The organism is Vibrio sp. nBUS_14 (assembly GCF_051201655.1).
Taxonomy (GTDB): Bacteria; Pseudomonadota; Gammaproteobacteria; order Enterobacterales; family Vibrionaceae; genus Vibrio.
This window is the reverse complement of sequence record NZ_CP179207.1, coordinates 1,077,824-1,101,729: the sequence shown is the minus strand read 5'-3', so window position 1 is coordinate 1,101,729 and position 23,906 is coordinate 1,077,824. Positions and strand designations below refer to the sequence as shown.

At 43.0% G+C, this 23,906-nt stretch carries 20 protein-coding genes; 13 read left to right on the top strand and 7 right to left on the bottom strand.

Annotation, left to right across the window (positions count from 1 at the left end; all coding sequences use genetic code 11):
* The first annotated feature begins 132 nt into the window (after positions 1–132).
* Genes ACMAZD_RS22660 through ACMAZD_RS22650 form a run of 3 tightly spaced genes read left to right on the top strand, consistent with a single transcriptional unit; the run spans position 133 to position 5,332 of the window.
* Positions 133–1,221, top strand: coding sequence for an efflux RND transporter periplasmic adaptor subunit (locus tag ACMAZD_RS22660; protein ID WP_435249574.1), 1,089 nt, complete (start codon positions 133–135; stop codon positions 1,219–1,221).
* Positions 1,221–2,276, top strand: coding sequence for an efflux RND transporter periplasmic adaptor subunit (locus ACMAZD_RS22655; RefSeq protein ID WP_435249573.1), 1,056 nt, complete (start codon positions 1,221–1,223; stop codon positions 2,274–2,276). Before ACMAZD_RS22660 ends, ACMAZD_RS22655 begins: the two co-directional genes overlap by 1 nt.
* Complete coding sequence (locus tag ACMAZD_RS22650) at positions 2,273–5,332, top strand: efflux RND transporter permease subunit (protein WP_435249572.1); 3,060 nt, start codon at positions 2,273–2,275, stop codon at positions 5,330–5,332. Before ACMAZD_RS22655 ends, ACMAZD_RS22650 begins: the two co-directional genes overlap by 4 nt.
* Positions 5,333–5,488: 156 nt before the next feature.
* Here the strand turns inward: ACMAZD_RS22650 and ACMAZD_RS22645 are convergent, their stop codons facing one another.
* Both ACMAZD_RS22645 and ACMAZD_RS22640 read right to left on the bottom strand, forming a co-directional pair.
* Positions 5,489–6,226 carry an EAL domain-containing protein gene (locus ACMAZD_RS22645; protein WP_435249571.1) on the bottom strand — a complete coding sequence of 246 codons (738 nt, stop codon included), beginning with the start codon at positions 6,224–6,226 and terminating at the stop codon, positions 5,489–5,491.
* Between the two features lie 573 nt (positions 6,227–6,799).
* Positions 6,800–7,435, bottom strand: a complete 636-nt coding sequence (locus tag ACMAZD_RS22640) for a hypothetical protein (RefSeq protein ID WP_435249570.1) — start codon at positions 7,433–7,435, stop codon at positions 6,800–6,802.
* 252 nt (positions 7,436–7,687) lie between these two features.
* On the opposite strand from ACMAZD_RS22640, the gene ACMAZD_RS22635 reads away from it, so the two are divergent.
* The 3 genes from ACMAZD_RS22635 to ACMAZD_RS22625 all read left to right on the top strand — a co-directional run bounded on the left by ACMAZD_RS22635 (position 7,688) and on the right by ACMAZD_RS22625 (position 9,191).
* Positions 7,688–7,933, top strand: a complete 246-nt coding sequence (locus ACMAZD_RS22635) for a DUF2164 domain-containing protein (RefSeq protein ID WP_435249569.1) — start codon at positions 7,688–7,690, stop codon at positions 7,931–7,933.
* A 152-nt stretch (positions 7,934–8,085) separates the two neighbouring features.
* Entirely contained in the window at positions 8,086–8,625 is a 540-nt protein-coding gene (locus ACMAZD_RS22630) for a cytochrome b (protein ID WP_435249568.1), read from the top strand.
* Positions 8,622–9,191 (top strand): YceI family protein, encoded by a 570-nt coding sequence (locus ACMAZD_RS22625; RefSeq protein WP_435249567.1) that lies wholly within the window; start codon positions 8,622–8,624, stop codon positions 9,189–9,191. The genes ACMAZD_RS22630 and ACMAZD_RS22625 overlap by 4 nt, the downstream gene beginning before the upstream one ends.
* Positions 9,192–9,493: 302 nt before the next feature.
* On the opposite strand, the gene focA is transcribed toward ACMAZD_RS22625, so the two are convergent.
* Positions 9,494–10,945 carry a formate transporter FocA gene (gene focA, locus ACMAZD_RS22620; protein WP_435249566.1) on the bottom strand — a complete coding sequence of 484 codons (1,452 nt, stop codon included), beginning with the start codon at positions 10,943–10,945 and terminating at the stop codon, positions 9,494–9,496.
* Between the two features lie 274 nt (positions 10,946–11,219).
* On the opposite strand from focA, the gene ACMAZD_RS22615 reads away from it, so the two are divergent.
* Together ACMAZD_RS22615 and ACMAZD_RS22610 are read left to right on the top strand one after the other, a co-directional pair.
* A complete protein-coding gene (locus ACMAZD_RS22615; protein WP_435249565.1) occupies positions 11,220–12,125 on the top strand; it encodes a LysR substrate-binding domain-containing protein in 906 nt (301 codons plus the stop codon).
* 204 nt (positions 12,126–12,329) lie between these two features.
* Positions 12,330–12,824 (top strand): DUF1097 domain-containing protein, encoded by a 495-nt coding sequence (locus tag ACMAZD_RS22610; RefSeq protein WP_435249564.1) that lies wholly within the window; start codon positions 12,330–12,332, stop codon positions 12,822–12,824.
* A 181-nt stretch (positions 12,825–13,005) separates the two neighbouring features.
* Here the strand turns inward: ACMAZD_RS22610 and ACMAZD_RS22605 are convergent, their stop codons facing one another.
* On the bottom strand, positions 13,006–14,772 hold the full coding sequence (locus ACMAZD_RS22605) for a DUF2813 domain-containing protein (RefSeq protein ID WP_435249563.1): 1,767 nt from the start codon (positions 14,770–14,772) through the stop codon (positions 13,006–13,008).
* Between the two features lie 238 nt (positions 14,773–15,010).
* Here ACMAZD_RS22605 and ACMAZD_RS22600 point away from each other — a divergent pair, with 238 nt between their 5' ends.
* The 5 genes from ACMAZD_RS22600 (at position 15,011) to ACMAZD_RS22580 (ending at position 21,282) form a co-directional block, all read left to right on the top strand.
* Positions 15,011–16,750 (top strand): bifunctional metallophosphatase/5'-nucleotidase, encoded by a 1,740-nt coding sequence (locus ACMAZD_RS22600; protein ID WP_435249562.1) that lies wholly within the window; start codon positions 15,011–15,013, stop codon positions 16,748–16,750.
* A gap of 560 nt (positions 16,751–17,310) precedes the next feature.
* Positions 17,311–18,312, top strand: a complete 1,002-nt coding sequence (locus ACMAZD_RS22595; protein WP_435249561.1) for a TerC/Alx family metal homeostasis membrane protein — start codon at positions 17,311–17,313, stop codon at positions 18,310–18,312.
* Positions 18,313–18,624: 312 nt separating this feature from the next.
* A complete protein-coding gene (locus ACMAZD_RS22590) occupies positions 18,625–18,813 on the top strand; it encodes a hypothetical protein (RefSeq protein WP_010429554.1) in 189 nt (62 codons plus the stop codon).
* 195 nt (positions 18,814–19,008) lie between these two features.
* Positions 19,009–19,749 carry a DUF1223 domain-containing protein gene (locus ACMAZD_RS22585; RefSeq protein WP_435249560.1) on the top strand — a complete coding sequence of 247 codons (741 nt, stop codon included), beginning with the start codon at positions 19,009–19,011 and terminating at the stop codon, positions 19,747–19,749.
* A gap of 246 nt (positions 19,750–19,995) precedes the next feature.
* On the top strand, positions 19,996–21,282 hold the full coding sequence (locus tag ACMAZD_RS22580) for a DEAD/DEAH box helicase (RefSeq protein WP_435249559.1): 1,287 nt from the start codon (positions 19,996–19,998) through the stop codon (positions 21,280–21,282).
* A gap of 94 nt (positions 21,283–21,376) precedes the next feature.
* Here ACMAZD_RS22580 and ACMAZD_RS22575 read toward each other — a convergent pair whose 3' ends face one another.
* The 3 genes from ACMAZD_RS22575 to ACMAZD_RS22565 are packed head-to-tail and all read right to left on the bottom strand — an operon-like array spanning position 21,377 to position 23,825.
* On the bottom strand, positions 21,377–22,732 hold the full coding sequence (locus ACMAZD_RS22575) for an FUSC family protein (RefSeq protein WP_435249558.1): 1,356 nt from the start codon (positions 22,730–22,732) through the stop codon (positions 21,377–21,379).
* Positions 22,733–22,744: 12 nt separating this feature from the next.
* Complete coding sequence (locus tag ACMAZD_RS22570) at positions 22,745–23,602, bottom strand: HlyD family secretion protein (protein ID WP_435249557.1); 858 nt, start codon at positions 23,600–23,602, stop codon at positions 22,745–22,747.
* A gap of 10 nt (positions 23,603–23,612) precedes the next feature.
* Positions 23,613–23,825: a DUF1656 domain-containing protein gene (locus ACMAZD_RS22565; protein ID WP_435249556.1), complete on the bottom strand. Its 213-nt coding sequence runs from the start codon at positions 23,823–23,825 to the stop codon at positions 23,613–23,615.
* Between the last annotated feature and the right edge of the window lie 81 nt (positions 23,826–23,906).

Below are 23,906 nucleotides of genomic sequence, written 5' to 3'. Positions count from 1 at the left end.
TACCACATTCTACACTGTTTTCCTTAAAATAAAAAATACTGCACATGTGGAAAGTAAAGCTTGAGAATTCCTTAATATTAAATATACTGCCCACCTGTGTAATAAATAATAATAATTAAATGGAGATGCATCATGCAGTCCAATTTGTCTATTCAAGCTAAGACGGGTAAGCAGATAGGAGTGGCGTTTGCTGCACTATTACTCGCAGGCTCTATGACCGGATGTAACAAGGTTCAGTCAGAAGAAACGGTTCAAGTTGTTAAGCCTGTAAAGCTGTTTGAGATCCCTCAGCAGACGGATATCGAGCTTGATAGCTTTATCGCAAAAGTGGATGCGACCGACCGTGCTGCGCTTTCTTTCCAAGTGGGCGGAGATATTGAAACGTTCTCTGTTCGTATGGGACAAGAGGTAAAGAAAGGCCAAGTACTCGCTGTGCTAGATGCAACGGACTACCGTATTGCGGTTGATGCGGCACAAGCAAAATTTGACCTGGCGAACAGCCAATACAAGCAAGCGTCTGAGCTGTACTCAAAGAAGCTTGTAAGCACGGATTACTACGACCAAGCCGTAAACACCTTTACTGCCGCTGAAGTTGAGTTGGACCAAGCACAAACAAACTTTGGTTACACCACATTAGTTGCTCCATTCGATGGCGTGGTAGCTATGGTGTTTGGTAAGCAATATCAGTTAATCGCTGAAAAGCAGCCGGTTCTTAATCTTTTGAATCACAGCGAGATGGATGTGACTTTCTCTATTCCGGTATCAAAGCTTGAAGACCGTTCTATTCAAGACCTAACCAACTCAAACATGTGGGTTGTGATGGATAGCCATCGCGGTATTCGTATCCCAACGCGTTTTAAAGAGATCTCAACGCAACCAGACGAAGACACCAACAGCTATCAAGCGGTTGTGTCTATCGAGAAACCTAAAGGTATTAATCTGCTTTCTGGTATGACGGCACAAGTTGAAGTTCAGAAAAACAGATCGTACTACGGTATTGGCATTGTTGATTCAGCTTGGTTAAGCAAAGAAGCAGACCAAGGTGAACTATGGCGCTACAACCCAGAGTCTCAATTGATTTCTAAAGTACAAGTTACCCTTGATGAACAAGGCAAGGTTATTGATGGCTTGTCTTCTGGCGACCTGATCGTAGAAGCGGGTGTCGATGCGTTATCTGATGGGCAACAAGTAAAAGCTTGGTTACGTGAGGGCGGTATTTAATGAACCTTTCGAAATTATCAGTTGTAGTTGTATCTGCGTTATTGCTTCAAGCTTGTAAAAATGGAACCGACCACCGTGAGCAACCTTCACTTTTGGTTTCAACCTTTGAAGTAGGTGCGCCACTGACCGAACAAAACCGAAGTTTTAATGGTCAGGTGATGCCAGCGGAACTAACACCATTGGCATTTAAGCTTGCTGGTGAGATTCAACAAGTATTGGTTGAAGCTGGTGACAACGTAGAAAAAGGCCAGCTACTGGCGACCTTAGACAACGCGACATACCTGCAAGATCTGACAGACGCTAAATCTCAATTCAAATTAGCGAGTAAGCAACTGGCGCGTGGTTCTGAGATGTTTGACAGCAAGATGTTGTCGCAATCGGAACACGATCAACTGACCGCTAACTATAAACTGGCATCGGCTAATTTGGCTGCGGCAAAGCGTAAGCTGAGTTACACAGAGCTTTTAGCACCATTTTCTGGCACGGTTTCAACCGTCGATAAGCAACGTTTCGAAAACACCACTTCGGGCGAAACGTTACTCAGTGTGTACCAGAACGACAAGGTGTATGTGCGAATTCAAGTATCAGATTCGCTCTTAGCGTCTATCAGCTCAGACATGCGTTCGAACAGCTATCGACCTGACGCAACCTTTGGCGGTCACTCTGGAAAATACCCTCTGACGTATTTAGAGCACACCAGTGAACTGCACCCGCAATCTCGCACTTACGAGTTTTGGATGCAAATGCTGCAACCAGAAAACGAAATTCTGCCTGGTACGAGCGTTACGGTAAATGTGGATATGGCGAAAGCCGGTTTGAGTGATTTTCAAGGTTACCAGTTGCCCATGACGACACTACAAGCGGGCGCTGAAGCGAACCAGTTTTACGTGTGGAAGATGGAAGACGGCCAAGCTTTCAAAAGCGAAGTGGAAGTCGATAAGATCAGCGGCCAAGGTGCACTTATCGCTCATGGCGTTGAACAAGGTGAGCTACTCGTAAACTCGAATCTAAGAAAACTCCGTGACGGAATCCAATTGTCAGGAAAAGCAGAATGAACATCGCAGAATATTCAATAAAAAACAAAGTAATCAGCTGGCTGTTTCTAGTCATTTTGGCCATTGGCGGTGTGACGTCTTTTGGTAATCTATCCCGTTTAGAAGACCCAGCTTTTACCATTAAAGATGCAATGATTATTTCAACTTATCCTGGCGCTACGTCAATGGAAGTTGAGGAGGAACTGACTTATCCCCTTGAGAAAGAGATAAGACAGCTCCCTTATATCGACAAGATCACTTCGACCTCGTCGAATGGCATGTCTCAAATTATGGTCAGCATGAAGATGGATTATGGTCCAGACGAGCTACCACAAATCTGGGATGAAATGCGCCGTAAGATTAATGATCTACAGCCAACGCTACCAAGTGGTGTTAACTCAGTTCAGATCATTGATGATTTTGGGGACGTATTTGGTGTGATGATCATGCTGACCGGTGATGGCTACGATTATGTCGAGCTAAAGCAGTATGCTGATTATCTAACGCGTGAAATAGAATTGGTCGACGGTGTCGGCAAAGTAAGTATCGCGGGTGACCAACAAGAACAACTGTTTGTTGAGATGTCACTTGAGCGTTTAGCGGCGCTGAACCTAGATATGTCGATGGTAACGTCACTGTTAGCACAACAAAACAGTGTCGTATCGGCAGGCGAGGTAATGTTGAATGGCCAAAGCCTAACGATCAAACCTAACGGTAAGCTGAGCACAGTTGAAGAGCTAGAAAACCTGATCATTCATGGTCGTGACACTGGCAACCTGATTCGTTTGAAAGATGTCGCTGAGATCACTCGCGGTATCCAAGAAAAACCGGGCAATGTATTAACTTATAATGGCAAGCCAGCAATTAACCTAGGTATTGCGTTCTCTTCAGGCGTAAACGTCGTCGAAATTGGTAACGCGTTAGATGCCGAACTGGAACGTTTAGAAAGCATTAAGCCTGCCGGTGTAGAGCTGAACTACTTTTACAACCAGGCGCAAGAAGTAGATAAATCAGTGGCTGACTTCTTAATCAGCCTAGTTGAAGCGGTAGCTATCGTTATCATTGTATTGCTGTTCGCAATGGGCTTACGCAGTGGTTTGATTATCGGTTTGGTTCTTCTATTGACGGTATTTGGTACCTTCATATTGATGGACTACAACGATGTAGAACTGCACCGTATCTCACTGGGTGCTTTGATCATCGCGCTCGGTATGCTGGTGGACAACGCGATTGTTGTCGTTGAAGGTATTCTAGTTGGCTTGAAGAAAGGTAAGACCAAGCTTCAAGCGGCAAAAGACATCGTGACACAAACGCAATGGCCACTATTGGGCGCGACCATTATTGCTATTACCGCTTTTGCACCTATCGGATTATCGAAAGATGCAACGGGCGAGTTCATGGGTTCATTGTTCTGGGTACTGTGTTTCTCGTTATTCTTGAGTTGGGTAACGGCGCTAACACTAACGCCATTCCTTGCTGAAATGTTGCTTAAAGAAGAAGACAAAGTCGATCAGAACGAAGACCCATACAAAGGTATTCTGTTCGTTGTATTCGGTGCATCTCTGAAATTTGCATTGCGTTTTAGATGGTTAACTGTCGTCAGCATGATCGTTTTGCTAGCGGTGTCTGTGGTTGGTTTTGGTAAGGTGAAGCAGCAGTTCTTCCCGCCATCAAATACTCCGATGTTTTACGTAGACATGTGGATGCCAGAAGGCACGGATGTACGTGAAACGATCAAGCAGACAGAAAAGGTTGAGAGCTACATTCGTCAAGAAAACGACGTAGATTTTGTAACAACAACGGTTGGGCAGGGCATGCAACGTTTCGCTCTGACATACCAACCAGAGAAAAGCTACGAAGCGTACAGCCAGTTACAAATAAGAACCACTGACCGTGACACCATGTTTAAGGTTCTAGCTGAGTTGGACAAAGACTTAGCGAACGAATTTGAGCAACCAACGTTCCAGTTCAAACTGATTGAATTTGGTCCGTCACCAGCTTCAAAGATAGAAGCGCGTATTATCGGTGCTGACCCTCAAGTATTGCGTAGTATTGCAGTTGAAGTCGAAGACGTCTTACTTGCCGACCCAGGCTCACGAAATGTTCGTCACGACTGGCGTGAACGTACTAAAGAACTAGTGCCATTGTTTAACGAATCAAAGGCACGTCGCCTTGGCATATCAAAAACTGATTTGTCTGAGACGTTACAAATGGCGTTTGGCGGCTACAACATCGGCTTACTGCGTGATGGTACTCATATGTTACCTATCGTTGCGCGTTTACCTGAAGAAGAGCGTTTTGACTTTGAATCACTGAACAATGTGAAGATTTGGAGCCCATCGTTACAAACTTACATTCCAGTTGAGCAAGTGATTGATGGTGTAGAGCTTCAATGGTCTGAACCTCTGATTCAACGTCGCGATAGAAAGCGTACGTTAACCGTGCTGGCTGACCACGACGTATTGGGTGATGAAACGCCAGCGAGCTTATTTGCTCGTGTTAAACCAAAGATAGAAGCATTGGATCTGCCTGAAGGTTACAGCATCAGTTGGGGCGGCGAATATGAAAGCTCAAAAGATGCACAAGAATCTCTATTTGGTTCACTGCCAATGGGTTACTTGCTGATGTTTATCATCACTATGCTTCTGTTTAACTCGCTGCGTAAGCCACTTGTGATTTGGTTTACGGTACCACTCTCTATCATTGGTGTTTCGATTGGTCTGCTAGGGACTAATATGCCATTCAGTTTCACGGCGTTCTTGGGCTTGCTAAGTCTAAGCGGAATGATTCTGAAGAATGGAATCGTGCTGCTTGATCAGATCAACACTGAACTTTCAACAGGTAAAGACCCATATTTAGCGGTTGTCGACAGTGCGATTAGTCGTGTACGACCGGTATCTATGGCAGCATTGACGACCATCTTGGGTATGATTCCTTTGGTATTCGATGCATTTTTCGGCTCGATGGCGATTACCATCATGGCAGGCTTAGGTTTTGCTACAGTACTAACGCTAATAGTAGTACCAGTGATGTTCGCTATTCTATATAGAATCAAACCGTCCACTGCGGGTTATTAGGGAATGATATAAAACAGATTCTTTTAAGCCAGCCCAGTCAATTTTGACTGGGCTTTTTTATGGGTATGATTTGGTCTATGAGATTGGCTTTAAAAAACACGCTAACTATTAACTGATAACCAAAGGTCAGCGGCTTCAGGAAGAATAGGGAAAAGTTTAGATTGCGAGGCGGAGATCTAACTCAATCGGCTTTGGCATCGCTAAGTGATAGCCTTGATACATATCGAAGCCTAAGCTTTGCATTGCTGCGAGCTGTTGTTCGGTTTCGATACCTTCAATTACGGTCTTAGCACCAATTTGATCAGCAAGATCGAGAACCAACACCATTTCACTTGTGTCGCCTTGTTCAAAATCCAACATCACAGAGCGATCTATCTTGATGATATGAGGATTAATATGACGCACTCGCTGTTCTGTTGATGCTTGTGTTCCGAAATCATCAACAGCAATTTGAAAGCCGTTTTCTGCAAGAGAGTGAGCGGCATCCTTCAAGCGCTCTTCACTTTCTGCATTCAGTTCTACCAGCTCCATTACGATTTGTTCGCATGATAAGTTAAGTTCATGAAGGCGTTTAGCCAACAAGCTGTCACTGACTTTTTCTGCGGCAAACAACTCACCAACATTTGGAAGAACGTTTAGGAAAAGGTGTAAATGGCGAATGTTCGATTGTGCGAAGTTACGGATATGGATAGCGCGACTCAGCCTCTCTACATTGATCTTATCGCTACACAACGTGTCGTCAGAATGGAAAAAGTGATCAGGACGAACAATATCTCCTTTGCTATTCGAAATACGCACCAAAGCCTCAACGCCTACCTGAGTCATTGAACTGTCAAATATAGGTTGATAGACACTTCTAAGTGTTAGGTCTTGGTATTTCGCAATAAACTGCATATCGGCATCCACAGATATACAGCTAATAAATTCACTTCTGTCTGATAAAATCATAGTCGCTAACAAAGATATTTACTCAATGACGAAATATAAGTCATGGCTGTCACAATATTGACAGGTGTAAGTAAATTGTCAAATAATAAAAATTCATTTGTAAGGTCAATATTTAAATGAATATAATTAACGAAAAATCAGCATGATAAATGACATTAATCATTAAATTTACTTATCATTGACTGCGTTTGATGGTTGCTCTGAACTTAATGCCTGAGTAACATCTCTCATATTAACTCCAACCAATATAAGGCTAGAACGGCGATACACCAGAGGAAAGTAGGGTTAAAGGTTTAGGTTGTGGGGGAATGTCAAAGTTACAAAATGGAGATACTAAGCGAGTTACATAGAAATGATATCTATTTCTCAAAATCGAGACAGTGAGTCGATTGGCTATTAATAATTAAAACAGTAAGTTCGAATAATTAATGAACAGGGGATGAGTTGTCTTTTATAAATATTGGGATGAAGGTCTAATAATTTACTTTCAATATTGAATGAAAAAATTGACCCGTATTCTTACTGCCATTGAAGTACCGCATAAAGTTGCAGGTATTTACGAACCAACTGTTGATTCCCTGACCGTTTTAACGGGTGACCGAATTTAATAAAACATGGACTTATACTAAAATTATTATTTAAATCAGTAGCGAATTGAGAATCACTCTCTCTTAGAGTGATGCCTTGTTGGCTGTATTCGGTCATCTCATCCGGGAGATCTCCCATCCACCAATGTAAAAGTTCACCGCTGTTTTTACTTCGGGTAATCCAATGGTCAGAAACAATGATCAAAACGTCAGTAGGCTGAATGGCAAACCCATACTCTTGTTGCCAATTATGAATGTCTAGCATCAACTTTTTACGACAAGTTTTACCTGCGCTCACCATATGATGACTGATCATCCAAACGGTGCCGATTTCAGAGGAGATTCGGAACTGTCGAGGGTTTTCACCAGAGGAGAGCATTTCAAGTGGATTGATGATACTTGCATGATTAAAGCTAATGAAGGTGTGCTCCATTCGGCGGGCAAAAGCTTTACCTATATGGTGCTCACTGATTCCTTGATTGTGTACCGTAGGGTAGTGGCGTTCACAAAGCTTTAGGCAATCGTCTTGGAACTGATTAACGCTTTTAATCACGAGATCTAATAACAATGAAGTCCCTTATACACGGTTACTATCTTATTGAAGAGCAATAGTACGGTAATTGTGGTGCCGTTACCTATCTTCAAAGTGCGAGTTCTTGATCCCTCTATCAAAATTAGCCATTGCTGAGTGATTTTATGGATAGCACTGGCACTTCAATGGTCTGTATTCTAAATTATGAGGAATTCTAGCTAGTTACCATGATTATAGTCTAGTCAGCAAATCACAATTGATCTACTTACTCTTTATTTGGAAGCTTTCATGACCATTCAATTAGATTCGAAACAAAACTCTGAACTTACTCATACGCTTCAGAAGTACCTTCAGGATGAACTTGATGTGGAACTTGGTCAGTTCGACGCTGAATTCTTGGTTGACTTCATCAGCAAAAAGTTTGGTGCGGTTTACTACAACAAGGGTATAGAAGACGCACAAAAGGTCATGGAACGGAAGATGATGGATATCTCAGATGAACTGTATGAGATTGAACAAATCGTTGAAATCTAAAGTTGTGCTCAGACTTATTCAAAAATTTTGAATAAGTCGTTTAATTTGAAATGATGTTACCAATGTAAAGCTTGGTAAATACTATGTTACAGAAACTTGGTGTAGGGTACGCTTTGAAAACTACACGACTTGTTAACTTTCGGAATAGATGTATGGAAAACAACGTTAGAAATTACAACCCTTTAGCAAGAGCGATGCATTGGATTTCAGCGCTAACAATTTTTGGTTTATTTGGCGTTGGCCTGTGGATGGTTGACCTTTCATATTACAGCGAGTGGTACAAAACAGCACCAGACTACCACCGATCAGTAGGTATTCTTTTGGCTGTTGTTACTGTCGTTCGCTTGGTTTTGAAGTTAGTTACCGCGTCACCGAAATTGGAAGGTAAGGCTTACGAAGTTGTAGCTGCGAAAATTGCTCATGGCTTTATGTACCTTAACTTAGCGGTTTTATTTATTTCTGGTTATTTGATTTCTACATCAGATGGCCGTGGGGTCGATGTTTTTAATTGGTTCACCGTGCCTGGTATGGGCGAACTATTTGCAAACCAATCTGATCTTGCAGGAACGGTTCACTACTATGCTGCCTGGCTACTGATCATTATGGTATCAGTGCACGCCTTAGCGGCGATAAAACACCACGTTATCGACAAAGACGATACGCTACGAAAAATGATAGGAGCTTCAAAATGAAAAAGTCAATTATCGCTACAGGATTAGCATTCGTTATGGCAATGCCTTTCGCTGCTAACGCTGCTGATTACGTGATTGATACAAAAGGTGCACACGCATCAGTTAACTTTAAAGTTAGCCACCTAGGTTACAGCTTTATCCAAGGTCGTTTGAACACATTTTCTGGTGACTTCTCTTATGACGCAAACAATGTTGAGGCATCAAAAGTAAACGTTGTTGTTGATACGACGAGTCTTGACTCGAACCACGCTGAGCGTGATAAGCACATTCGTAGCTCTGACTTCATTGACGCTGGTAAGTTCTCAGACGCTACATTCAACAGTACGAAAGTGGTTGATAAAGGCGATGGCAAACTTGAAGTTATGGGAGATCTTAAACTTCACGGTGTAATTAAGCCAATCGTTATCGAAGCTGAATTCATCGGTGCTGGTCAAGACCCATGGGGTGGTGAGCGTGCTGGTTTCGTTGGTACAACTCGTTTAGAACTTGCTGACTTCAACATTCCAGTCATGGGCGCTTCAAGCTACGTAGACATGGATCTACACGTTGAAGGTGTAAAGAAGTAATCTAGCTATTGATGATTGCTGGCTGGTATCAATCTTTTATGTAACACCAAAAGTTGAATCGATACCTAGCAAGCAACAGTTAGAAAAAGAGAAAGGCGCAAAGTATTCACTTTGCGCCTTTTCATTATGGTAAATGGTAACGCGTTTAGATCTGTTTTGTGTCAAACCTTTAGTTGTGTTTTAAGCCACCATTTACTTTAGCCAGTCAACGTTGCCATGACTGATTTTCGAGGCAAACAACTAATCCCTAATTGTTCAACCTTGTCCTAGTTAGCTAACCACTTCCTAGTAAAACCAGTCAGTTAAGCTGTTTCCAGTTCAGCTTGTGGAACCACGTTTAGGCGATCTCCGTAGATAGGGCGCAGTGCTTGCATGACCTCTGTACGAGTCAACACACCGACCATTACGCCATTTTCTAATACTGGAAGCATGTGTGGCTGGCTTACTTTCATCGCTTTTGCACGCTCTTCTAGAGAAAGAGAAGTCAGGCGAGTTGCGTAGCCCATGCTTGTAGTAGGGTAAAGTTGCTCTTTGTCGATACATAGGAATTCAGCAACATCAACCAGTTTATCGCTAGCAGAGATAGCGACTACGTCACGGCTCATTAGGTCTACCACTTTCTGGCCTTTAGTCGGAATATAGTCTTGGCACCAAAGGTCAACCATTACGTCGTGAACTGAGAAGATACCAACAAGACGACCTTCAACATCGCAAACAGGGGCGCTAACAAGTTGAGAGTCTAAAAGTGAATCAATTGCCACTGATGTAGGCATTTCTACTCTAAGTGTAATTGGTTGAGTGTTTAAGATTTGCTTGATAGTCGTTGCTGTATTCATAGTGATTTCCTTAACTGACGTAATTTCTGTTGCTTGTGTGATTGCAGTAATTTTTGCTGCTTTAAGCTGTGGGCGACGGTAGATGATCCAATTGGCTAAGCCGACCAATACCGAACCACCGACGATGTTGCCGATTGTCACTAGTATTAAGTTTGCGGTGACAAATTTCATGACGTTTAGGTCTGCGTACTGGGCTGGTGTCGCGCCAATTTGCATCCAAAAACTCTCTGGTGCGAATGCTTGAATCGTGATGCCTAGTGGAACCATGAACATATTCGCCACACAGTGTTCAAAGCCTGAGCTAACGAACATTGCAACCGGTAACACGGTCATCATTGCTTTGGTCATTGCGTTAGCAGAGCTGAACGTTAACCAAATTGCTAAACATACTAATAAGTTACAAAGCACACCCAAAGCAAAAGCTTGAACAAGGCTGTGATGTAGCTTGTGTTGAGCAATGTTCAGAGCGTTTACCCCCCATTGGCCACCATCTAATTGATATAAGCCTGCTGCGCTTACTAAGGCTAAAAGGAACATGGCACCGATGAAATTACCGACGTAAACCTTGCCCCAGATGGACAGCATCTTGGTGAAGGTAATCTGCTTGTTAGCCCATGAGATGCTTGATAACACTGAACTGGTAAACAGCTCGCCGCCGCAAATCACAATCAGGATTAACCCCATGCTGAATGCTAGGCCACCGGCTAAGCGACTCAACCCCCATCCAGCATCAGCGCTACCTGTGGTTACCGTGATGTAGAATAGAAAAGCAAGTCCGATGAATGCGCCAGCCATGATTGCCAAACTTAATGTCATGCTGCTGGTTTTATTTGCTTTGCTTAATGCAAACTTCTCGGCTTCCGCCATCATTTCTGTTGGCGAGAACAGTTGCTGATTTTCAGAAGTGCTGGTTGCCATATCTCCCCCTTGAACAATCCGTCATGTGTCATTCTTAGTGTTAGTGACTTGGTTAATCCGTAATGGTTAATCCGTAATGTTTTGCAGGGCTCGTTTGTGTCCTGCCATTCCAGATTAGGGGGGTGAGTGGTAGAGGTAAAATTGATAATCTTTAGAAACCACATAAGAATTATTGATATAGATTTAGTTACGGGTAGAATGAAATTAATTACCCATCGGCTTAACAAAAAACGAGTAGCAGGACATAAGTTATTAAAATAATTAAGGATGAATTTTGCGTTATTCATTAAAGCAACTCGCGGTATTTGATGCAGTCGCAGATTCTGGGAGTGTTAGTCAGGCGGCAGACAAGTTGGCGTTGACTCAGTCAGCGACAAGTATGTCTCTTGCACAGTTGGAAAAAATGCTCGGCAGGCCTTTGTTTGAAAGGCAAGGAAAGCAAATGGCCCTCACGCATTGGGGCATGTGGTTAAGGCCAAAAGCAAAGCGCTTACTGCAAGATGCGCAGCAAATTGAGATGGGCTTCTACGAGCAGCATTTACTAAGTGGAGAGCTCAAGCTCGGCGCTAGCCAAACCCCAGCAGAACACCTGGTTCCAGACCTCATCAGTATTACTGATAACGACTTTCCTGAGATGCGAATCTCGCTAGGCGTGCAAAGTACCGATGCAGTCATTGATGGCGTATTAGATTACAAATATGACCTAGGCGTTATCGAGGGTCGTTGTGACGACAGTCGGGTTCATCAAGAAGTGTGGTGTACAGACCATTTAACGGTTGTTGCATCCGCTCATCACCCCTTTGCCAAGCGTGAACGTGTGAGTTTGGCTCAGTTAGAGCAAGCGAAGTGGGTGTTGCGCGAACATGGCTCGGGTACGCGCAAAGTTTTTGATAGCTCCATTCATCATTTAATTGGTGATCTTGATGTTTGGCGAGAGTATGAACACGTTCCTGTTTTAAGAAGTTTGGTTGCAAGCGGCCCATATTTAACGTGTCTACCGTATCTCGATGTCGAACAGTTTGTTGAATCAGGTCAACTTGTTACCTTGAATGTTCCTGAGCTTGAAATGGAACGCACGCTTTCGTTTATTTGGCGTGCTGATATGGCAGAAAACCCGCTTGCTGAGTGTATTAAGCGAGAAGGTAAGCGGATGATGAAAGGCAAACGGTCGGTTCTGTAAGACAGATTTGATAAAATAATAATAACTAATTATGTTGTATGGGTGACTCCCATCACTATCCAGTGATAAATACACATTTGCGTACATTATTAATGTGACCAAAATCACCTAAAAGAAGGCGTTCTTCCCATAATATGCTTACTTGATTTTAAGTGAGGCTAAATCCGGTTGCGATGAATTGCGTAATTAGGCTTTAGAAATAGTATGAGTACATTAGTCGCGATTTCATTAACAACAGGTATTTTGTCAGGTCTATGGGGATGGATAGCTATCTCTTTCGGTTTACTGTCATGGGCCGGTTTCCTTGGTTGCACCAGTTATTTTGCTTCGCCAACCGTTGGTGTCAAAGGTCTAGCAGGCAGCTTACTGACCAACATGACGGGCGTATTCTGGGCAATGGTGATTATCGAAAGTTCAACCTTCGCAGGGTTAGAGATTCTAGGCTATGTGATTACTGCTATTGTGGCTTTCTTCATGTGTATTCAAGCGAAACAAGCGTGGCTAGGTTATATCCCAGGAACCTTCATTGGCTGTTGTGCGACGTTTGCGGCAGGTGGCGATTGGCAACTTGTCGTACCATCTTTACTGCTTGGTGGTGTATTCGGATACTTGATGAAAGCAACGGGGCTATGGCTTCACGAAAAATCGACCCAATCTTCGGAAGCGGTTGAACAACACGCTAAGCAAGCGAAGGCTTAATTCGTTAACCTGCCGCTAGTTTAGTCACTGTGAACTCTTGCAAGATAACCCCCAATTAATTTGTATATCGATTTATACAGGCACACCACTTGGTGTGCCTTTTTTTGGTTTTTGGTTAAGGTAATCGGTTGAACATTTATCTGCAGAAGAACCAATAGCAGCTATCAATTAATTAAAGCGCTTAGGTGTTCCCGTTTGCCATGGTAATGACACGTTTTAACGTCCATCTTAATAGCAGCGGAATACATTCTTGTCCCTGATTCTCGCAGTGAGAAACGATCGCGAGTGCAAGGTCGGGTTTTGCGTGTTTCTTAAGAACCTTAGCCACAACTTTTTTCGCTGGAATAGGGTGATCGTAAGGGATTTTAACCATGTCGCGGAAAAAGTTTTCGAAGCCGTTCATATACAAGTAATGCTCGATGTCTTTATCAGGCAGCTCGGTAAGGCGATGCCTCTCTTGATCTTTGCCTAATTTAGACATCACTGTCGCAGCATACTTCTTACCAGCAGCGTCTCCGTCAGTCACCACGTGCCAATCGATGCCAAACTCTTGTGCAACTTTTATCAATGCTTTAAGCCCAGATTGAGCGAACTCAATGATCTGCACACCTTCCGCTGCAAGGTTATAACCGCATTGGTTGGCTAATTCATTAAACAACCAGACTTCGGTTTCACCTTCTACCAATAACCAACAACGAGCAAACAACGCCCCAGAACGATGGAATCGAATGTGGAATCCGATTCGTCTCAGCTCATCCTTGCTGAAGTGATTCATGTTGAGTTGATTAGCGATGGTTTTATCTGATTGTCGAACCAAGCGACGAATGGATTGAAGTGGCACAGCCGCGAGTAACTCGCCACTGTTGGTGGTGAGAATTTTCTGCATGGGTAATTTCTGCATCAAACTCCAAGCCCTAGCTAGGTGCGTTGGGTGTAAACGACCTTCTGGATCTTCAAGGATTAAAAGAGGGCGGGCACATCGTCTTAAGTCAGTCGGCCCTTTGGCTTGCAAGTATGCGTTAAGTAAACCCATGAACAACAGACGAGTTTGTTTGTTCTTGGTCTCTTCAACAAGTTGATGAATGCTCTGATCATTGGCACCCGCCGAATAAAGTAGGCCATCCCTTTGTTTTCTTGGGTTACGACGAGAATTACTCTTGAAAGAAAAGTAGTGTTCTATCAGGCTTTGCATTGAATCAAGGCTACTGCGCATCTCGCCTTTGTTTACGTGTCCTGGTATTGCCATTAAACGACGACAGGTATTATCAATGCGTTTTTCTATTCTTGCCTGACGCCCATTTCCATTGCCGTTACCGTTTCCACTAGAGTTAGCAGCGTTGCCATTGCTAGCGTGATTACCGTTGCCATTCCCATTGGAGATGACGTTAGCGTTTCCACTAGAACCACCATTAACAACGGCATTCTGATTGATTGTTTTACTGTTGAAAGGACGATCAAAGTGCCTTGCATCTCGCAAACGAATCACAGGGTGTAACGTCATTAACTCCTGAGCGAGCTTTTCAGAGTGATGAAGTTTTAAAGGGTTGCCATCGATTCCTAGAAAGGCGTAGTGGGTTGTCGTTTCATATTGCTTTAACGTCGCACTGATTCTGTAATAGATACGGTAGGTACCAAACTCATCTTGGACCCAAATAGGTTTGAGTTTGCGGTAACGACCTGCGTTGAGTTCGCTCTTGTCGTTGGCTTTTAATGCGAGAACAATTTGAAGATGTTGAGACTGTGGATGTGAAACAGAATAATCGACATGAAAATCAGTCATTTCGAAGTGATATGGGACACCGTCTGAGGGGAGAACGACGGACAAAGCATCAAGTAAAGAAGACTTACCCCAAGTATTTTCACCAATCAGCGTGGTTAGCTCGTCAAACGCGAGTGACATACGCTTGATACCTCGAAAGCCAGAAATCTCGATTCTTTCTAGTTGCATAGGCTTACTCCTAACGGAAGGCTCTGCTAATTGTTTGAAAGCTAACAGATATCTTTAATCATAATCGAAAATTTGTTGTCCGGCATGCGCATTTGTCACAAAACCCACTCTTTATTTATACGGAGCAAAACGAGATTTTTAATCTATCTTGAGTATTTTTTTGCAGTGTAGTTTCATAAAATTCACGATTCTGTCATGATTCTCAACCTAGTATGAAGGGACAAAGAGAGAAGAAAATATGACTAAAAAGAATAAGCCAACAAAAATAGTGTTGGCACACATCAACGACACCCACTCATACTTTGAACCAACCTCTTTACAGCTATCACTTAAAATGAACAACCACATCATTGATCCTTATGTCAGTGCTGGTGGTTTTGCTCGAATCTCAACGCGCTTTAAACAATTAGAACAAGATGCTAAGCGTCAACAGATCGGAACCTTGTTCCTGCACGCTGGAGACTGTTTTCAAGGCACGTTGTACTTTTCTCTATTCAAGGGAAAAGCCAACGCCGATTTGTTGAATGCCCTAAATATTGATGCCATGACCCTTGGCAATCATGAGTTAGATATGGGCAATGAGCCGGTCGCCATTTTCGCTAAAAGAATCAAATTCCCACTGTTGGCGGGTAACTGGAATTTGTCGAATGAGGATATCAATAAAACTCATACCCTAGCGGACAACGATATTGTTAAGCCTTACTTAACTGAAACACTCAGTGCTTCTTTTATAAAGAAAGAGTTTGATGGTGAGAAAGTCGCCATATTTGGCTTAAGTATCGATAAGATGGCGGGTATTGCGAATCCAGATATTGATACACCATTTGAAAATGCGCTAGAAACGGCAAAAGCCACGATAGAGCAGATCCATCAAGCTGGTATTAACAAGATTGTGTTACTCAGCCACCTTGGTTACGAGGCTGATTTAGAACTGGCGGCCAATGTATCTGGTATTGGTGTGATTGTTGGTGGACACAGTCATCGCTTGCAAGGTGATTTCTCTGATATTGGCCTAGTAAAAGATGATGACTACGGCGTAAAAGTCGGTGACACCTATGTAGTGCAAGCAGGCTTCCACGCAATGAGCCTCGGACACTGTGAAATCGAATTCAACTCTGAAGGCAAAGTTACTCACTTTAATGGCAAGAATGAACTGCTCTTAGGGCGCCGACTGTTTATAGACGCCAAATTGAGTGAAGTGGGGCAAGATGATACTCACAATATGGCGTGTGAGTTTTTGAATAATCATCAGAACATCGCGGTATGTAAAAAAGATCCTGAACTGCAGAGCATTTTGACGGATAAATATCAGCCGAGAGTTCGAAAGCTTCAGCAACAAGTTATTGCCCATGCTGACACAAAACTGCGTCATGTGCGTATTCCTGATGAGAAAGGACCAAGCCAACTAGCGCCTTTGGTTGCTCAGTCGTTTCATTACTTGATGAACAAGAAGGGACATGGCGTAGAATTTGCCATCCATAATTCTGGTGGTGTGCGAAACTCACTTGATAGCGGCGATGTTTCGGTTGCCGATATTGCCGGAAAATTACTACCGTTTGCCGTACCTATTGGTGTGTATGAGGTAAAAGGTGAGACGATCGCAGGCATGTTAGAAGGCGCAATTAATAACGCATTGGATAATGGTGTCGTAGGTACGGGTTCTGGCAGCTTTCCTTATACCCATAACTTGAGATTTTGTTACCACAAAGACGCGCCCTTAGGGCATCGTATTCATCATCTAGAAATACACTCTGAAGCATCCGGTTGGGAGCCAGTGTCTCGCGACCGAATTTACCGAGGAGCGTCATCGGCCTACACCATGAAAGGCAAAGAAGGTTATAACGCTGTTTTAGATATGATCGGTGATGGGGTTGTTACAACTGACTCAATGGCTGACTGTTTTATTACGTTCTTGCAAGATCACCCTGAATCACTCCGATACAGTGAACCATTGAATTGCATGGGATGTTTTCGATAATCGTCCGTACCATTTGTACTCTTTGACTTATTTATAAAATTGGCACTGTTTATGCTTTGTTGTACAGGTGACTTCCTGTGGAGGCAAAATATGGATAGGAAAGATTGGTTAGATGCGTTAGCCGTCGTAGGCTGGGTGTCTGTTTGGTCTGCGTTAGTGTACTTGGTACCCACGACTGGTTTATAGGTGAATATCATTCGTTTCAAATACCAATGAGCATTCACCTAGTGTGAACTCGTGAGTGGTATTCTTAGAATCAATGTGTATCATTTTGATAAAACAGCGGTAATAGAAAAAGGGGCTTTTGCTCCTTTTTTTTTTAGAACAAATTTATCTAGACGAAACATAAATAGGGGAATATTATTCACCCCGTTTGGGGAGTAGTTAGCGCAAGTTTACATATCGTCATCTCGTTAGGCCAGAGTCTATCCGGTATGTAAAGGTGAAATCCCATATTTCACTTCAACGAGACCAACGCAATCACAGTCAAGATCCGTAATGGAGCTTGATATGCTTTGTTTGCGGAAGGTCTTTGTACAATTCTTCCGCCCGGAGGAATAATGAACTCAACTCAATCTCTATTATCTACCAATAGTGAATCCTTTTTTTCATCGCCAATCATGACGACTTATGTGGGCTTTTTCCTGCTGACAGTAATTCTCGTCTCTATTGATATCTATCAAACTCGTGGTGGCAGCGTAACCATTAAAAAAGCGGCAATTTGGAGCGTGTTCTGGTTCGTACTCGCGTTCTTGTTTGCAGGTTCAATTTGCCTATTTTGGGACATCTATGCTCCAAATAGTGATTACACCGCGCAAAAAGCAATGGTGTCATTCATTACCGGTTACTTGTTAGAAAAATCATTGAGCGTAGACAACCTGTTTGTATTCGCGATGATCTTTGCTCAATACCAAGTTCCAGAGCATCTAAGACCGCGTGCGCTTCTTTGGGGGGTAATCGGTGCATTGGTGCTTCGTGCAATTATGATCGCATTAGGTGCTCAGCTGTTGGCTGAATACCACTGGGTGCTTTACGTGTTTGCGGCGTTCTTGATTGGTACTGGTATCAAACTGGCGTTAGGTAAGGGTGAAGAAGAGAGTGTTAACACACTACCTGAGAAGCTACTTCGTAAAATTATGCCTGTCACCGAGGACTTCCATGGTCCTGCGTTAATGGTTAAACAGGGCGTTAAATGGACGTTTACTCCAATGATGTTGGTGATTGGTGCGATTGCCGTCATGGACGTGATGTTTGCACTGGATTCTATCCCAGCTATCTTTGCCGTGACACAAGAACCGTTCTTGGTACTTGCTGCAAACGTATTTGCGCTACTTGGCCTTCGCTCTCTGTACTTTGTGCTGCAAGGCATGATGGATAAGTTCATCTACTTGAAGCCAGCATTAGCGTTCATCATGGTCTTCATCGGTGTGAAAATGTTACTGGTCGACAGTGAATGGGCTATCCCAACGTATTGGTCGTTAGCGGTGCTGATTTCTACCATGACGATTGCGGTTATAGCGTCGATTTATGCAAAGAAGCTAGACATTGAACAAGTAAATTGAAACAAATATAACTTATCGAAAACTCGATAAGGAATACGTGGCCGATGAAGTGGAAAATTTATTTATGTAAAATTTCTGTGACATTGGCCACTTTATTTTGTGGGTTATTTGTACTAAATGCATGATATTTGCATCATTTTGAATTTATACCCACCCTTTGTGCATATATATTCTTTTGGGGTGTTAATGGTTTGTTTTATTAGAAAAACTAATTCGAATGTCTAATTTTAGTCATTTTTTAACCTGAAAAAGATCACCTATTATTCTTGTCATCAGAACGAACCACATAAACAAATTTATAGAGAGGCAATCATGGCTCAAGCAATGCAAATGAATACTATCGCTGTTCCTAACTCTATGGATAAGAAGACCTACTCGGTTAACTTCAAAGGATTGATTGCACACATTTTCGATATTCTTTTCGTAGACAACTCTCCACGTAGTTACTACGCAAGCGACCTATCTGGTCACATGCAACGCGATATCGGTATCAACCGTTAATCTTAGCGTTAACATGTAAAAGAGAGAATTTTAAAAAAACGCCAGCTTCTGAAGCTGGCGTTTTTGTATCTGAAATAAGCTGTGTATTTGAAATAACCCCGGCATCTGAAATAAACCCAGTATCTGAAAGAAAAATCTAGACATTACGGTCTGTATTTGAGCGCCAGTAAATTCGCTTCGTACAAGGATCACGGTATGTCACACGCCAAATTCAGCTCACCATTGATTAGACTTTGTTTACTTGCTTTACCGGTCGGCTTTTATTCCTCTGCGTCGATTGCACAAACCTGGAGTAATGAAGGTCAGCCTGCGCAGGTTATCGAACTTTTCACCTCTGAAGGTTGTTCGAGTTGTCCACCTGCTGATGAGTACTTCAGCACTTTTGAAGATCATCCAAAACTCTGGACACAAGTCATTCCGCTCGCTTATCACGTTGAATACTGGGATTACCTAGGTTGGGGAGACAAGTTCGCCAGTAAGGCATTCAGTCAAAAGCAACGCTTGTACAAAGCTTATGGAGTCACAAGTGGCGTTTACACTCCAGGCTTTATCGTCGATGGAAAAGAGTGGCGCGGTTACTTTAACTGGCTCGATAGAAATCTCCCTTCGCTCCAACAACAAAGTAACCCTAAGCTAACGGTGAATCATAAAGGCGATACGTTCAGTGTCAGTTACGAAGGCAAAGGGGATTATGTGGCTCATATTGCCTTATTGGCGATGAATGAAGTCACTAGCGTTAAAGCGGGCGAAAACAGAGGTAAGAAGCTCGAACATGATTTTGTGGTGGTTTATGATGGTTACCAGCGTGGTAAATCCAAATGGCAATTCAATGTCGATTTTGATCCATTAGTGGCCACGCCAGATGCCGTAGCCGTGTGGTTAACCGAGCATAACTCGTATGCGCCGGAACAAACGGTAGCGGGGTGGTTGAATTAAATTGTCAGGATGACCGTTCTGCAAGAGCAACAGTGTTACACAAGTGAGAATCCAATAAGATAAACAACATTGAGATGAAGCTCAGACGACGATTAGAACACTTCTAACACCGATTCGTTCATCTCTTGCTTGTTTTGGTGGGTCTTAACCACTGAAACAAGGGATAAAGGGCGATTTAGTTACGTAATACTGCTGAAATACGTTAATATAGCGCGCTATTATTTTAGCTTTGAGTTCCTGCAATTAATGACTAACACCACAGCACCAACCAACTTCTCCGATCTTGGCTTAATTTCTCCTTTGATGGCTCGTCTAACCGAACTTGAATACCAACAGCCAACGCCTATCCAGGCGCAAGTTATTCCAAGTGTGTTAGCAGGACGCGACCTAATTGCAGGCGCAAATACAGGTTCAGGTAAAACCGCAGCATTTGCTCTTCCACTGTTACAGCAGATCCATGAAGGTGCACCTTTAGACCGTCGTTCGGGCAAAGGTAACTATGTTTCTGGCCTTATCTTGGTTCCTACACGTGAGCTTGCTAAGCAAGTGGCCGATAGCGTTAAGTCTTACGCAGTACATTTCAATGGTGCAATTAAAACCGTTTGTGTATTTGGTGGTGTGTCTGTTAATACTCAGATGCAAGCGCTGCGTGGCGGCACAGACATTTTGGTGGCAACCCCGGGGCGTTTACTGGATCTGATCTCTAGCAACGCTATCAAGCTTGATAAAGTTAAAACGCTAGTGCTTGATGAAGCAGACCGTATGTTGAGCCTTGGCTTTACCGAAGAGCTCGATGCGATTTTGAAGCTATTGCCGAGCAAGAAGCAAACTCTGTTGTTCTCAGCGACATTCCCTGAGCAAGTTAAAACGCTCACTCACGAACTACTGAACGATCCAATTGAAGTTCAACTTCAAAGTGCTAATGCAAGCACATTAGTGCAGCGTGTATTTGAAGTTGAGAAAGGACGCAAGACAGCTTTGTTAGCGCACCTGATTCAGCAACATGAATGGCGACAAGCTTTGATCTTCGTTAATGCGAAGAACAGTTGTGAGCACTTGGCAGACAAGCTTTACAAGCGCGGTATTATTGCGGAAGTATTCCACGGTGATAAAGGGCAGGGTTCACGTACTCGTATCCTTGAAGATTTCAAATCTGGCGAGATCGACGTTCTGATCGCGACAGACATCGCGGCACGTGGTCTGGATATCGAAAAGCTTCCAGTGGTAATCAACTTTGATTTACCGCGTAGCCCTTCAGACTACATGCACCGTATTGGCCGAAGTGGCCGTGCGGGTGAGGTTGGTTTAGCGTTATCTCTGATCGATCACGAAGATTATCATCACTTCACAATCATCGAGAAGAAGAACAAAATTCGTCTTGAGCGTGAGCAACTTGAAGGCTTTGAAGTGGATGAAGAAGCAACCGCTGAACTTGTTGCTGCATTGAAACCCGTTGCGCCACCGGCTGGCACGGGTAAAAAGAAAAAGAAGAAAGCGCCTAAAACCCAAGATGTTTGGTTGGGAAATAACTGATATTGAATCGGTAAAAATAGCCTTTTTAAAGGTGCTTAATTGCGCCTTTTTTGTGTCTGTCGTTTGGCCTCCAGAGAGCTTGTTAGCGCCTAGGTTAAGCGCTGCTCTTTACTCTAAAGAGGTCTGTAAATAGTTTGGCGATCATCAAGACAATCAGGAGCGTGGTCAACATAAGCAATGGTGTTTCAATCTGATATATCGGCGTTAGGTTAAGAGCGCCAGAAGTAAGCACGACGAGTAGATTAATACCAAGTATTTTATGAATCATAAGCTTAGGTGTTGCGAACACCTTCCATATAACCACGCTATTCATGAAATAAAATAGTGCGAGTTGCCACAGCTCACTCATCATTGGCATAACAAAGACGTATTGAAGCAAAATAATGGTGCCAGTGCCAATCACCCCGAAAAAAGCATCTTTGGTAACACTTGGTGGCATTGTCGGCAGTATGGAAGAAAACACACCAGCAAGCATTGGAAAGATAAAGCCACCTGGTACAGGTAGATAAATCCAAACCAATAGCGACGTTATGAACATCGAGACACCTTGTAAGACTTTGCTACCATCCTCATTAAGATGTTGAACAAAGGTGCGATGTTCTTGGTGCCAAGAACCTCCTTGCTTCTTACCGAACACATTCAACACATTACCAATCAATGATTGCTGCGGTGCGATTAACTCTATTTTTTCCATGTTTTCAACTAGAATTGCCCAATCAATAGGTTGTTCAAGCTCATCATAAGCGAGTTCAAGCAGTCGAGTCTGAATATGAACCATTTCATGGATTCTTAAACGCCAGTCTTGAATATTCTCTTTAAGGTGATAACAGCCGTTTAATGGTAAATCTAGCAGTTGGTAGAGCTTATCAATATTCGCGGTGTTTGATTCTAAGGCTTCTATATCCAAGCGGTCGGTGTTACGCATTGCGATTAACAATGCCTCTCTGCTTGCCTCAAAGCGTTGGACAAAGTTTTGTTCCGTGCTTACGGGCCAAATTAAGCGATACACAATAGAGAAAGTGATCACGCCGAGCAGAGTTTCTTGTATCCGTAATACCGCAAAATAGAACGTCACCTGACTATCGAAACCACCCATACACGCGATGATGGAACACACAGCGAATCCTATCGAAAAGATGTACCCATACTTTTCATCACTCGACATGAAGATGCATGTTCCGAGGAACAAGGTAAAAAAAGTTAGGAACAAAAAACGATCTTGTGAAAACATCGCGATCAAGAAAAAGGCATAACCCGTTCCTAATAGGGTACCCATTAAGCGGTTATAGCCTTTATGGATTGAATGAGCAAAACTCTCGTTCAATGCCATTACGGCAACCGCTATTGCAGCCCAATAAGGTTTTTCCCATTGAAACCAAAGTGCAAGGCAGATCGCGATAACGATTGAAAGCGCCGCTTTAATCGCTTCTTTGGTTGATGCATTGAACATAAGACAATCCAACTATTTGATTATTTTGATCGAAGCTGTCATCCCAACACGAAGTTGTAGGTCTTCAGGCACATTATCTAACTTCACTTTAATCGGAATACGCTGAGCAAGACGAATCCATTGAAAGTTTGGGTTCACGTTAGGTAGGAGGTTATTACCAGTGCTGCCATCTTGTTTAGCAATACCAAATCCAATACTTTTGATGTGACCCTTCAACAGGATGTTGTGCATCATGAGTGTGACAAACGCTTTGTCCTGTGGGTTAACTCCAACGAGGTCGGTTTCTTTAAAATAACCTTCAATCCAAAAGCTATCTTCATCGATCAAGGCAACCACAGGTGAGTTGGCAACCACTTGAGACCCGATACGTAAGTTAAAATTAGTAATGTATCCGTTGGTAGGCGCATATACCTTGGTGAATTCGAGGCTTAAATGTGCTTCTTCAACATTGGCTTTAGCTAGTTGAACATTCGCTGATGAGGTTTCAACAGCATTGCTTAAGTTGTTCAACGTTAGAACGGGAACGGCACCAGGGGTTCTCTTCTCAAGGTTCGCTGCACGTTGCTCTTCATTTTTTGCTTTCGCAAGTAGAGCGAGCGCTTGTTTTTGTGTCGCTAATGCTTTGTTGTAATTCGCTTTATAAATACTAGGGTCGATCTCAAAAAGTAGATCGCCTTTAGACACTTGAGAGTTGTCATCCACATGAATTTTGATGACTTGCCCGGTAACACGAGGAGTTATAGATACTATGTAGGCACTGACTTGTCCGTCTCTCGTCCAAGGGTTACTTGTGTTAGATTGGTAATAGCTATAAACCACAGAGCCTGCGGTAACGAATAGTAGTAATGTGATGAGATAACGTTTTATCAAGGATAAGGCCTTATAAGATAGAACTGAGTTGGTCGATCACGCCAGTAAAAATCACAATTAGACTTAGTTCTGCTAATGCAGGAAAGGCGACATGTTTGTGCAGTCCGAACTTGGTTGCTAATGAACCAGTTAAAATCGTCAACATATAAGCGAGCGCGATAACCAGTAACAACGGTGGGAAATAGATTTCACCCCATACGAGTTCATGCGGCATTGTGTTCATGGTGTAGTTCTCTATTCGTTCTGATAGGCAGAACGATAAAGCAGTTGGTACAATTTGGATAATCGCTTATAGAGGATCGAA